At 45.3% G+C, this 13225-nt stretch carries 8 protein-coding genes; 6 read left to right on the top strand and 2 right to left on the bottom strand.

What is annotated here, in order from left to right:
• Positions 1-93: 93 nt before the first annotated feature.
• Together FFM74_RS09215 and FFM74_RS09210 are read right to left on the bottom strand one after the other, a co-directional pair.
• Positions 94-1539 (bottom strand): DHA2 family efflux MFS transporter permease subunit, encoded by a 1446-nt coding sequence (locus tag FFM74_RS09215; protein ID WP_137626338.1) that lies wholly within the window; start codon positions 1537-1539, stop codon positions 94-96.
• A 112-nt stretch (positions 1540-1651) separates the two neighbouring features.
• On the bottom strand, positions 1652-2068 hold the full coding sequence (locus tag FFM74_RS09210) for a Zn-Finger Containing protein (RefSeq protein ID WP_137626337.1): 417 nt from the start codon (positions 2066-2068) through the stop codon (positions 1652-1654).
• Between the two features lie 141 nt (positions 2069-2209).
• Between FFM74_RS09210 and FFM74_RS09205 the strand changes: the two genes are divergently transcribed.
• The 6 genes from FFM74_RS09205 (at position 2210) to FFM74_RS09180 (ending at position 13095) form a co-directional block, all read left to right on the top strand.
• Positions 2210-2485 carry a hypothetical protein gene (locus FFM74_RS09205; protein ID WP_137626336.1) on the top strand — a complete coding sequence of 92 codons (276 nt, stop codon included), beginning with the start codon at positions 2210-2212 and terminating at the stop codon, positions 2483-2485.
• 477 nt (positions 2486-2962) lie between these two features.
• Positions 2963-6559: a BspA family leucine-rich repeat surface protein gene (locus FFM74_RS09200; RefSeq protein ID WP_171000700.1), complete on the top strand. Its 3597-nt coding sequence runs from the start codon at positions 2963-2965 to the stop codon at positions 6557-6559.
• 259 nt (positions 6560-6818) lie between these two features.
• On the top strand, positions 6819-9938 hold the full coding sequence (locus tag FFM74_RS09195; protein WP_137626334.1) for a bacterial Ig-like domain-containing protein: 3120 nt from the start codon (positions 6819-6821) through the stop codon (positions 9936-9938).
• Between the two features lie 273 nt (positions 9939-10211).
• Entirely contained in the window at positions 10212-10643 is a 432-nt protein-coding gene (locus tag FFM74_RS09190; RefSeq protein ID WP_137626333.1) for a CopY/TcrY family copper transport repressor, read from the top strand.
• Positions 10644-10765: 122 nt separating this feature from the next.
• Complete coding sequence (locus FFM74_RS09185) at positions 10766-11536, top strand: MurR/RpiR family transcriptional regulator (RefSeq protein ID WP_171000698.1); 771 nt, start codon at positions 10766-10768, stop codon at positions 11534-11536.
• A gap of 197 nt (positions 11537-11733) precedes the next feature.
• Entirely contained in the window at positions 11734-13095 is a 1362-nt protein-coding gene (locus FFM74_RS09180) for a PTS sugar transporter subunit IIC (RefSeq protein ID WP_137626331.1), read from the top strand.
• Positions 13096-13225 lie beyond the last annotated feature (130 nt).

The raw sequence follows: 13225 nt of genomic DNA, 5'->3' as shown, positions 1-13225 counted from the left end.
TCATCTCTATTGTGGCGGATTACGCCTAAAAGTGCAATCAAAAAAACGTTGGGTTTCAACGACCCAACGTTTCATTTTGGTGACTAATTAAGATTATTCAGCGGAAGTTTGACTGGCTTTCTCGGCGGCCCGTTTTTCAGCTAAAGGATCAATAGATTTTTCGGGTTCGTTGCTGACGAGCATCGAGAGGAAGAAACCTAGGACTGATAGCGCCAAGGTAAACCAGAAGCCATAATGGACACCGTGAACAAAGGCCGTTGCGCCCGTCGCGTGACTAGCTGCTTGACCAATGCCCAACAAACTAGTTGCAATGGCGGTTGCCAAGGCACCTAAAATTTGCTGCAAGGTATTCAAAATGGTACTCCCATCGGCGGCAACTGGGCCGCGTAAGGCGTTCAAGCCATAAGTTTGAGCGGGTGACATTGCCAGTGGTGCCCCAATCATTAAGATGATATGGGCTAGAACAACATACCAGTAAGCAGAGTGTGTCGTGGTGAAGATCAGCATCAAAGCACCGACGAAGCTGATGGCAAAGCCAATTCGGGTTAGATATTTGGCACCATAATTGTCAAATAAGCGACCAGCAGTTGCCGAAACAATCGCATTGACGATCCCGCCGGGCAACATTAGCACCCCGGTCATTGCGACTGGAACGACTAATCCCTTTTGCCAGTACATGGGGAGTAAGTACATGGAAGACATGATAATCCCGAAGTCGATCATGACGAGAATGGTTCCAACACTGAATTTTTTGAAGCTAAAAGCACGCAAGTTCAAAATTGGCGTTTCCAAATGGAGTTGACGTTGGCAATAGAAAACTAGGCAAACGATCCCAATCGCTAAAGCAATTAAGACCATAGGACTCCCCCAGCCTTTATCACCGGCCAAACTGGCACCAATGACTAAACCGCCAAAACCAAACGATGATAAAATAATTGATAAAACGTCAACTTTTGGCTTCGTCACTTCGGAGACATTTTGCATGAACATTAAGGTAATAATTAGGGCAATCGCTAATAATGGCACAAATAGCCAGAAGATCCAGTGCCACGATAATGCCCCTAAAATGATGCCGGCTAAGGTCGGGCCTAACGCCGGGGCAAACATGATGACCAAGCCGACAAATCCCATGGCCGCACCACGTTTTTCAGGTGGATAAACCGCCAATAAAACAATAAAAATCAATGGCAGAATCAGGCCAGTGGCGATACCTTGAATCATTCGACCAACCAGCAGTACCGCAAAGCTACCTGCTAAGGCCGAGACAATGGCGCCGACAATGAAATCACCTAAAGCGAAAATTAATAGTTGTCGGGTGGTGAAATGTTTAGTCAATAAGCTCGATAATGGCAACATGATCCCGACCATTAACAAGTAACCGGTGACGAGCCATTGAATCGTTCCAGTATTGACTTGTAATTGTTGTTCCAATTGAGGGAGTGCGATGTTCAGCGCAGTTTCACTAAACATACCCACAAAGCCCCCGAGTAATAACCCAATCATGATTAGATTTGGGTTTGAATGTGACTTAGTTTGCATGCTAAAATTCTCCTTTTTCCGTCCAGTAGACACAATAGGTCACTGTACCAGAAAAAAGCGCGCTTCGTAAGTTATTTCTGAAAAAAAGTTTTGTGATTTCAGAAATAGGCCGTTAAGTGCGCGCGTCGAATTGATGGCCGCATTTTGGACAAGTGACCCGTACCCGACCATGATGACGAGGAATCCGAATGCGTTGATGGCAGTCGCTACAATGGAAGAAACGGTAACGCCAATGTTGTTTTAGTTGATAGCCTAGACGGGTCACTGGGCGCGTTAACGGCAACCAAATGCGTTGAAAGCCGCGGTTAATCGCAACTTGCGTATAGATTTTTTTAGAGAACAGGCGCCAATAACTAATCACCAGTAGGAGCAGGGCGACTAGTGCCAGCCAAGTGACCTTTGGAAAAAAGCTGACAACGATTAAAATTAAGGCTAAGTTGTTCAAAAATTTATTTAAGGTATCATTTTGACCATAACGGCCAATCATGAACCGTTGTAGCCGTTGTAAAAATTTAGAATTTGGTTTCATTATAAGGCAACCTCCATAGCTAGGTAATGGCATATCCTAACACATTTACCGCTAGTCGGCAATTTGCAAACTTTTATTGGCGTTTTTCTGAAAAGGCAGTGTATACTTAGAAGTATTCTAAAGGTGGGGGATCTGAAGCACATGACAACTAAACAAAAAATAACCCAGGCGATGGTGTTGGACGCGATTAGTCGCGCGGCGCTGACTTTAGATCGAGCCGATCCAATGCAAGCGCAGTTACAGCAATTATTGAATGAATTTCGTAAGACGTTGCTACAAACCAATGGTCAAACCGCAACGACCGTTTTATATCAAAGTAAATTAGTCAGTTATTTATTACAACATACGACGGACTATCCAACGACAGTGACAACGTTGATGACGTTACTGGCACAGTTCGTCAAACAGCCCCATTAAAAAGTTCGGCCATCCCAAATGATGGTTGAACTTTTTTTGTAGGCTGTTTAGTTTGATGGGACTTGGTCTGGTGAATGCTTGCCGTATTTTGAGGAAAATATCACATCGCAATTCACACACATGGCAAATTGGTCTAGTTGTTTGGATGCTGGATTTTATGGGCTGAAAGCCTGGAATGTTAACCTTCTTAACGTTTTTAGAAATAACAAATTTATAATCAGTATATAACAGAAATTATTGGATTTGATCGCCTAAAAGTGTTACATTATGAATAGAAAATGTATTTATCTATTAATCGTTGCGATTAATATCACTTATTAATGAATTTGTCAGATGTTTGTCATGTGGGCATAAATAGCCGATTTCAGTTATGGGGTATAAACGAATCGTATAAGTAAGACCTGTTTTACATAAGAATTAGGCGTTTTTTATGTTTATTTAAGTTTGCAGAATAGATTTGAAATGGGGAGTAGGATCATGAAGCAAAATCAAACTAACAAATTAACTTATAAAATGTATAAAAAAGGGCGTTTCTGGATTTTCGCCGGGATGGCCGTTGTCACAATTAATTTGAACACTCTGACGAGCCGTGCGGACACAACTGAACAGTCAAGTTCAGCGACAACAACCAGTGAGTCAACTAAGGCGAGTGCTATCAGCCAGTCACAAGTGGCGTTATCGAGCAGCACTAGCACCAGTTCAACTGATGCCACCACCACTACGACAGCTTCACAAGCTTCTGAAACGGTGACGACTACAGCCGAATCGACCAGCTCATCAAAAGCAGATACAGCGACTACAGCAACGGCGTCAGCTGCCAGTTCTTCGGCGAGTGCAGTAAGCGCGACTAGTAATGCAAGTACGTCAACGACTACGGCGGCCAATGCTAACAAAATAGTTAACGACAGCAACAAAACAATTGAGACAAACAACCAAGTAATGAGTTCTGACACGACGACCTCAGCAGCCGCAACGACGCTGGAAACAGCCGCCGATGCTGCGACCACAACGTCAGCGTCTGATCAAGCGACAACAGATTCAGTTACCACTGATGAGGTTGGCACGGCTACCACTAATTTGACCACTGAGACCACTGATCAGTTGTCTCAAGCAGCGGTTGTCAGCAATCTCAAACAATTAACGACGACGGCCGTAGCTGCCGCGGCGGTGCAAGAAAATAAGTTGTCACGCGCCAGTTTAGTCAAAGCGGATGCCGTGACTATTGGTAGTGGTGTTTGGGGAACGAGTGCCTGGACGGTTACTAGCGATGGCGTTTTAACGATCGGTTCCGGTACGCTTGGTACTGGTGGCGCGCCGTGGGAAAGTACGCAATTATACTCATCAGATAATCCAAGTCGCATTTTGCGGTCACGGATTACTAAAGTGGTCATTGAACCGAATGTCATTGCCGGTGATTCAATTAGTTATCTATTTTTCAAGAACGCGAATGACTGGGGCGGCAATGATCCGCTGACAGAAATTGATGGCTTGGAAAATTTGGATGTGTCAAATACCACCGATTTTGGCTATCTATTCGCTGGTGATCAAGTTACTGATTTCTCCGGGATTACCAAATGGCAAACAAGCAAAGCGACTAGCTTTTTAGACATGTTTAATACGGTTAGTGCGTCTGAACTGCCAATTGCAACGACGGTTGATCCGACGACCGGCCAGACTTATTGGGATGTTAGCAACGTCACTGAATTTACGGGAATGTTTGGTAGTAGTGCTCAATTAAAGTCTCTGGATTTAACGAGTTGGAAAATTAATACGACCCAGACGGTTCATATGGGCGGGATGTTTCTGAATGATACGGGTCTGACCTCATTGGATCTTCGCGGCTGGGATACTAAAACCGTAGACAATATGAGTCAATTGTTTGGGAATACAAAATCCTTAACGACTGGCTTACAAATCGGGGATTGGACGACTGATCCGACTGTTGCGGGTTGGACAACTGCCGCAGTAACTAATTTTTCAGGCATGTTTAATGGTGCCGCGATGTCTGAGGCGACCATTCAGGATCTGATCAATCATTTCAATACGAGTAAAGCAACTAAGATGGGGTTGATGTTCGCCAACCTCCCAATCAAAACGATTGATATTTCAATGTTTGATATGAGTAATTTGACTGATGTGGCACATATGTTCCAAACAACCCCGAACTTACAAAAGATTACCGTTAATGCCACAACCCGGTTGATGACTTTTGATAAAGTTTTGTTAGACCGGTTCGTTGGTGTTGATCTAACCAATGTGCCAACGCCGGAAGGTACTTGGCAAAGTACAGATGGTGGTCCGACTTATACGAGTACCGCGTTAATGGCGCTATATCAAGGCGATGCTAATCCGGCTGGAACGATGACTTATATTTGGTCACCGGCAGTTCGTTCACAAATTGCAACGCAAGATTTAACTATCGTTGCCGGCCCTAATGTTGGTTGGGGACGAAAGCAAAGTCTGTCCGAACTAGTAGATGGTGATGGGACTGACTTATTAACCAATGCCGACATTAGTCCCTGGGTCACGATTTACAGCGTAAACGGGGATACTAATGTGCATAAGATTGATGTGCATACGCCGGGACTGGGCGATCGTGATTATACGGTGGTCTTCTCATACACAGATAGCTACGGCTATACACAACAAGCGAGTGCCGTTGTGCATGTACTTGAAAGTAAAGCCAGTTTGACGGTTGCGCCAGATCAAACGATTGTTGCTGGCAGTCAAACTAGTTGGAATCCGCTAACGGTGGTCTCAGCCGCGACGGATGTTAATGGTCAACCGATTACTGATTTGACTGGCTTGAACATTACTGCTAGTTCGCAACCGGATTTAAGTCAAGCTGGTGATTATCCAATTGCGCTGACTTATACGGATAGTGTCGGCACCATGCATCATTATTCAACGACGATCCACGTGGTGGCAAATCAAGCCGCAGTTACCACCGCACCAGTGACAGTTATCGCTGGTCCGAAGGCACAATTTGATTTGGCCGCCGCAGTTAACGAACTAACGACGGTTGACGGCCAAGACACTTCAGTGGCTGATGCGATCGCTAATGGTAAATTAGTCGCGGATACGAGTCAATTGAACCTTGATACGGCTGGTGATCAGGTCGTTAAGGTGAGTTATACAGACAGTCTTGGCGTGACTCATGCGGCTGATGTGACGGTTCATGTTGTTGAAACTAAAGCTGATTTGCAAGTTACGGATACTGACTTAATCGCTGGTCCAAAAACATCAGCTTGGCAAGCGCAAGACAATTTCGTCAGTGTTAAAGATGCTGACGGCAATGCGGGTACACTAGCTGACGTGCAAGTTAGCGGTCAAGTTGAGCCCACCACGCCAAATGTGTACACCGTAACGTATCAGTACACGGATGCGGCCGGCAACACAATTAATAAAACGGCGACAATCACGGTCAAGGCGTCACAGGCCGCATTAAAAGCTAAAGATTCAACCCTCACGGCTGGTGACAATGTGGCCTGGTCTGCTGCTGATAATCTTGATAGTGCGTTGGATGCGACCGGTCAACCAGTCGACTTGAAAGCGATTCAAGTTGATGGTGACGTCAATACCGCTATTCCAGGTACTTACCCAGTGACGTACCACTATACGGATGCCGCGGGGAACGTCTTCACCGCGACTGCCCAAGTAACGGTGGTCGCTGCGGCAACGACACCGGATACTGACGAGACTGATGGGGATGGCGATCAGATTGATCCAACTGATCCGACAGATCCAAGCGACCCGGCTGATCCTGTTGATCCAAGCACTAAGCCGACAGTGACTGTACCTGAATCCGATCAAATCACTACTAATGCTGATCAGATTCAGACTACTGATCCTGCAACACAGCCTGTGAAGTTAATGACAACAGCGACTGTGCAAGCTGGTGTGTCAGCTAAAGCACAATTGACGCCAGTTGCGACCGCAACACCGGCAACGACAAAGTTACCACAAACCGATGAAAACGATTCAGCAACCAAGCCAGTACTAGGCAGCGTCTTATTAGCGTTAACTAGCCTAGTTGGGTTTATTGGCCTAGGGCGTAAGCGCCGGCATAATTAAAGCGACGTAAAAAGAGCGATTTATCGCTCTTTTTTTATGCGGAAAATTTTAGTCAAACCGGTTGATTTGTTTGAACGATTTATGATACATTAATTATAGATAAGCCGGTTATTTATCTATGTCGTTATTAATTAACCTGACTAACAAGCAGCTGTGCCACAATCGTGTTTGTTTCTGAAAACTAGTCATTTCTGGACGTTAATGAATCTGTTTGTTGATCAGCATCACTGGGAAAGAACACTGTCTGAATGTCATTTTAATGGGGAGAATGAACATGAAAAATAATCAGAACGCTAGAACCACATATAAAATGTATAAAAAGGGTCGGTTTTGGGTGTTTGCAGGGATAACTTTAGCGACGATAAATTTTGGTACCATTGCCGGTCAGGCTGCGACCGATACGCCAACTAATCCCGCAGCAACTACCAGTAAGACAACTGTCACGAGCAACAGCAACCAAGCTGCCGTCACGTTGAAAAATAGGACAACGAGTCAACCAACGGCTGAAACTAATAGCCAAAATGAAAGCGCTACAAAGATCGATCAAGCTAGTGTCGAACCAGCAAAAAATGCCGGTCAACCAACTACCGTGAAAACAGCAGCACAAACCCAACAGCGGGCGGCATTGACTGAAACACCTACTGCCAAAGTAACAGCTGAACCGGTCGTGCCAGGAACTTCTGAGACAACGACCAAGCAACCTGAAAAAGTTGTGACCTCAAATGAAACGCAGAACGTGTCTAAAGTGACAGCGCCAACAAATGAAAGCGTTTCCGAAACAGTTGAATCAACGACAAATGGGTCAACCGCTCCGGCAACCTCGCAAGCAGCCACTCGTGCGAGCTTAGTTCGAGCAGATCCGACGATCACCGCTTCTGGAACATTAACGATTCCTGGTGGCAGTGAGTGGACGATTGACAGTACCGGTGTTTTGACCATTCATGCGGGTAATGTCGCGAACATTACGGCAGCGGCGACTGACTCCTGGTACAACCAACGGGGAACGATTACTAAAGTTGTCATTGACGGGCCAATTGTTGCCGGCAGTGATTTTTCATCGGTCTTCTCACAGCGAGGAACGTATAGCAAAAAGATCAGTAGTATTGAAGGCTTGGATCTGATTGACACGAGCCAGGCAACTAATATGAGTTACTTGTTTACAAATACTAAAATTACAGATTACACGGGAGTCGCGAGCTGGAAGACAGGCAACGTGACTGATATGACATCACTATTTTCGAGTAGTTTAGTCACTGATACGGCGAAACTCCCAGTTGAAAATTGGGATGTCAGCAAAGTCGCTAATTTTGATAATTTATTTAATGGCTTAGGGATCACGACCTTAGATTTAAGCAAGTGGCAAGTTGGCCGGAATATCGCCAGTGGCACGAACGTTTCACTCGGTGGGATGTTTCTCGGTTGCGCGAACCTGAGGTCGTTGAACGTGTCGGGCTGGGATACGAGTACGGCAACCCAAATCGCCAATCTCTTCTCAGGTGATAGCCAGCTTAAAACGCTAGACATCTCAAGTTGGGATTTGCGGAATATTAGCAGTCCGTCGAGTTTCAAGGGAGTCTTTGCGGATACGACAAGTTTGAGAGAACTGACGCTGGGGGCAAATACGCGCTTATTGGCAGGCGTCAATCTGCCGGATGTGCCAACTTCGGCAGGAACTTGGCAAAATAAGGCGGCTACTACCGCGACTGATCCAGCTTACACGAGCTCTGAGTTGGTCGCTTTATATACTGGTACGACGGTGCCAACCGCCACCACCACTTATATTTGGTCGCCTGCGTCTAGTGCGGCACTGACTGCCAAGGACGTAACATTAGTGGCTGGACCAAATAGCCAGTGGTTGGCCAAGGATAGTATCACGAAGATCATCGATGGTGATGGTAACGAGCTAGATTTGACGACTGCTGATGTGAATAGCTTAGTCAAAGTCACGAGTATTAATGGTGATTCGACTGTGACAACGATTGATGCGTCGATCCCAAATAAAACGTATACCGTCTTACTGACATATACGGATGCGAACGGGGTTGAAACCCAAGCGACATCAATCGTGACTGTATCAGCGAGTCAAGCCAAATTAGTTGGCCAAGCTTCTTCGGTCAAAATGGGCCCGAATGCCGCTTGGAACGTGAGTCAAGCGATTGACCAAGCCAAATCTGTAGGGGCTGACGGTCAGCCGTTGACTGCTGACGAATTGGCAACCGTAACGGCAACCGGGTTGGATTTGACCACAGCTGGTGAACAAACCGTGACTTTATCGTATACGGATAAATACGGCAATGTTGTGACGACCACCGCGCCGGTAACGGTCATTGCCACGCAAGCTAAGCTGGAAACGAAGCCAGTGACGATCGTTGCGAGTCCAACAGCTAAATGGTCGTGGACGGATAGTGTGATTAATGCGACGGACTTTGATGGCAACTCAGTTACAGACTTGAGTACGCTAGCCATCAAAGCCGACCAAACGCCAGATTTAACGGAAGTTGGCGATCAGACCATTACCCTGAGCTACACGGACAGCGAAGGTAATATTCAGAAATTTGATGCCGTGATTCATGTCGTTGCTAGTAAGGTGACAATTGACGCTAAAGACACAACGGTGATTGCTGGTCCGAAGACGACTTGGTCTGCGGCCGATAACTTTGTCGGTGCCACCGATGCAGACGGCCAATCCTTAAGCATCAAGGATGTCCAAGTCACTGGCGAGGTTAATACGACTAAGCCCGGTGATTATGCGATTACTTATACGATTACTGGAACTGATGGGAATCAGGCCACCAAGACGGTGACGGTGCATGTCGTTGCGAGTCAGGCAACGGTTCAGGCTAAGGATAGTCAGTTAAAGGTTGGTGCGGATTGGTCCGCAGCCGATAATGTAACCCTTGCCAAGGATGCCACCGGCAACGTGCTTTCGATTAAAGATTTAGTCGTCACTGGTAAAGTTGACACGACCAAAGCCGGGCGTTATCAGGTCACTTACCAGTACACGGATGTCGCCGGGAATGTGTTTACGGCCAACGCTACAATCACAGTTAGTGCTGAGACGACCGAACCTGGTGATAATGGCAACGGTGATCATATTAACGAAGGTAATGGTGGTGGGACGGTTGATCCAGGCAATGTTGGCAGTCAACCCGGTGTTACCGATGATCAGCTGAGCACGGGTAATAGCCAACAACCGGCTAAGACGTTGCCCGAACTAGCGGCAACTAATCCGGCAAGCACATTGCGTTCAGGCACAACGCACACAACCAACCGTAATTTGCCAAGAACTAACGAGACGAAAGCAACTTCTGGGCTAGTCGCAGTTGGAATGGGCTTGTTAGCGATTCTAGGTGTTGCGGGTTATCGTCGGCGACATTAAGCAGTTTAGAAGATCTGATCATAATGGTCAGGTCTTTTTAGTTGCGGTAATTTTGGTTAAAAAACGCTATAGTGTCGTATAGCGCTATGTGAAATTAAGATCATAAAATTACTTGAATGATTGTAAAAAAGATTTAGTTCTGACAAGATTGGGGCTATGATGAAAGAGACAATTAATTGCAATCTTTTGTTTACGGATGTAAACTGTGTAAAACATGATTAGTGCAATAGACTGCTGCTAGTAAAAAAGACGGATTGAAAGGTGGCTAATCAAATGGAAGCACAAACACAATTAGAGATTAGTGATGCTGAATGGGAAGTCATGCGGGTGACTTGGACACTAGGTAGCGTGACGAGTAGTCAAATGGCCGAAATCATGGCTGAGAAGATGGGCTGGAAAACGGCAACTGTTAAGACTTTATTAGGTCGGTTGATTAAAAAGGGCGCCTTACGCGCCGAGAAAAATGGGCGCGCGTTTATTTACTATCCAACGGTTGATGAGCAACCCTCAATGGATGAAGCCGTGACAACCTTGTTTGGTCACCTTTGTCAGATGCGTGTGGGTCAGACGTTGACCGATTTAGTTGATAAGTTAACGCTTAGTCAAAATGATATTGCTAGCTTACAAACAGTCTTAGCGGAAAAAGCCAAGACTGCGCCAGAAGAAGTCGATTGTGACTGCTTACCGGGCGGCGTGAAATGCTAGCAAGCAACGAAAGTAAATAGTTTGCGATGGCTTGAGTTACAAGCGTTGCAGACTATTTTTTTGGCCAATAATAAAGCGCTTAAAATGGTATGATTGTAGTTAGTCAGAAGGGAGAGAGGACAGTGTTTAATTATCAAGAGATTGAGAGCTTAAACCGGTTAGAGTTGACTGTGTATGATTACATTATTCAAAATAAAAGCGCTGTGATCAATATGACGATTCGCGAGTTAGCTAACCAGAGTCATGTGTCGACAACGACCGTTTTACGTTTTTGCAATAAAGTTGGGCTGGACGGGTTCATGGAATTAAAATATGTCCTTAAACGTGATTTAGCACATCAAAAGCTCGAACAACCTAAAATGACACGGGTTGTGGATTCCGTTAATGAATTTTTGAGCCGCTTCAATGATCAAACTTATCAAGACCATGTGCAACAAGTGGCGGAGTTGATGGTTGATGCTGATCTGATCTTATTTTTCGGGATTGGGACGAGTGCGACCTTTGCCCAATATGGCGCCCGGTTGTTGGCGAACCTCGGCTTGTATACGTTATCAATTATTGATCCTTTTCAACCGCAACCCGCAGGAATCCGGCATGCAGAAAATGTCGTGCTCGTCGATGTTTCGGTTTCTGGTGAACGGGAACAGGTTTTGAAACAAGCCCAGTTTTATCATGAATTAGGGGCCAAAGTGGTGTCAATTACGAACACAGCGATTTCCACTTTAGCCCGGCTATCGGATGTCAACATTGCGTATAATGCGCATGAGGTTCGTGATGTGATCAACGATGATGTGGATTTGACGACCCAAGTGCCAGTTGTCTTAACAATGGAACAAATTATGCACAAGACACATAAAATTCAAGCAGCCCGGCGTGAGAACGCTGATAAATAGGGACGTCTGCCCTAAAATGTAACCAGTTATTTCTTTGTGACAGGTTATATTTATAGCACCTGTTTTTTTAACGCCGTTAGACCTGTTCAAAGCTAATGGCGTCCGTTATAGTTGTAAATGAAAGCGGATACAGCAACCGACTGGCCAGTCAGGATTCGCAATTGATTTGCAATTATAGTACGGAGGGGTGTTCAATTATGGGCGATTTTATGAATAACAAAATCTTGCCACCAATAATGAAGTTCGTAAACACCAAAGCCATCACTGCTCTGAAAAATGGGATGCTTTTCACCTTACCATTTATCATGATTGGCTCAGTGTTCTTGATCTTAGCCCAGTTGCCAGTTGCTTCATGGGCAGCGTGGATGACCAAGACTGGATTATCAGCGATTTGTATGCAGATCTACAATGCGTCATTTGGGGTTATGTCAATCTTTGCTGTTTCAGGGATTGCGTACGTCTGGGTTAAAGATGATGGTTTTGATCCATTGCCAGCAGGTTTAACCGCATTAGTCAGTTTCTTAATTATTCAGCGGCCTACAACTGCCATTATGATTAATGGCAAAATTGCAGTTACCGCAGCTCAAGCGCCACAAGTTCAAATGATCGACCGGACTTGGTTAGGCGGCCAAGGCATGATTGCAGCTATTATTATCGGTTTAATCACTGGTTGGATTTATTCGTGGTTCTTAAAGCGCGATATCCGGATCAAATTGCCAGAACAAGTTCCAGCCGCTGTTGCCGGTTCATTTACGGCTTTAATTCCAGCGACCGCAATTACTGTTGGTTGGTTAGTCGTCTACGGTTTATTCGACGTCTTCGGCAAGACCACTTTCATTGAATTTATTTACAAAGTTGTTCAAACACCATTACAAGGATTGACTGATACCTTTGGTGGGATGTTAATTATTGCGTTACTCATTCCATTATTCTGGTTCTTCGGTGTTCACGGTGCCGTTATTATTGGCGGGATCATGGGACCATTATTGCAAGCAAACTCTTTAGCTAACGCTAAGATTACTGCTGCTGGTCACATTGCTTCTGCAACTAACGGTGGCCACATTGTTACCCAATCATTACTTGATCAATTCGGGACGGTTACTGGTTCTGGGATGACCTTTGGGTTGGTTGTCTTCATGGTCTTCTTTGCAAAGTCACAACAGATGAAATCAATTGGTCGTTTAGGTATTGGGACTGGGGTCTTCAATATTAACGAACCTGTCCTCTTTGGGACACCAATTGTTATGAACCCATTATTGGCCGCACCATTTATCTTGATGCCAGCGATTTCAATGGGTGCCACTTATTTGGCCATCAAGTTTGGGGTTATCCCATACTTCCGTGGACCAATGGTGCCTTGGACCACGCCGCCAATTATTTCAGGGTTACTTGTTGGTGACTGGCGTACCGCTGTTTGGCAAGCTGGGATGATCGTCTTATCATTCTTCGTTTACTGGCCATTTGCCCGCAAACAAGATGCAATTCTTTACAAACAAGAACAAGCTAAGCTACAAGCTGAAACTGACGCAGATGCCAGCGAAGGCGTGAAAGCTAACTAAATTGAAGTTGAAAGAAGCTGCGATAGGTGATCTATCGTGGCTTTTTTGTCCTCCAAAAAAGTCCATAGCTAGGTTTGTTATGTTCCCTCTATGGTTGTCAGATGAAATACTATAATTCATCTGATTATCA

The organism is Lactiplantibacillus pingfangensis (genome assembly GCF_005404945.1).
GTDB classification, from domain to species: domain Bacteria; phylum Bacillota; class Bacilli; order Lactobacillales; family Lactobacillaceae; genus Lactiplantibacillus; species Lactiplantibacillus pingfangensis.
Note: the sequence above shows the minus strand (reverse complement) of the source record. Positions and strands in the feature narration are given on the sequence as shown.

Coding starts and splice junctions, on each gene's coding strand:
- FFM74_RS09215 (WP_137626338.1), bottom strand. CDS start 1,539: ATGCAAACTAAGTCACATTCAAACCCAAATCTAATCATGATTGGGTTA.
- FFM74_RS09210 (WP_137626337.1), bottom strand. CDS start 2,068: ATGAAACCAAATTCTAAATTTTTACAACGGCTACAACGGTTCATGATT.
- FFM74_RS09205 (WP_137626336.1), top strand. CDS start 2,210: ATGACAACTAAACAAAAAATAACCCAGGCGATGGTGTTGGACGCGATT.
- FFM74_RS09200 (WP_171000700.1), top strand. CDS start 2,963: ATGAAGCAAAATCAAACTAACAAATTAACTTATAAAATGTATAAAAAA.
- FFM74_RS09195 (WP_137626334.1), top strand. CDS start 6,819: ATGGGGAGAATGAACATGAAAAATAATCAGAACGCTAGAACCACATAT.
- FFM74_RS09190 (WP_137626333.1), top strand. CDS start 10,212: ATGGAAGCACAAACACAATTAGAGATTAGTGATGCTGAATGGGAAGTC.
- FFM74_RS09180 (WP_137626331.1), top strand. CDS start 11,734: ATGGGCGATTTTATGAATAACAAAATCTTGCCACCAATAATGAAGTTC.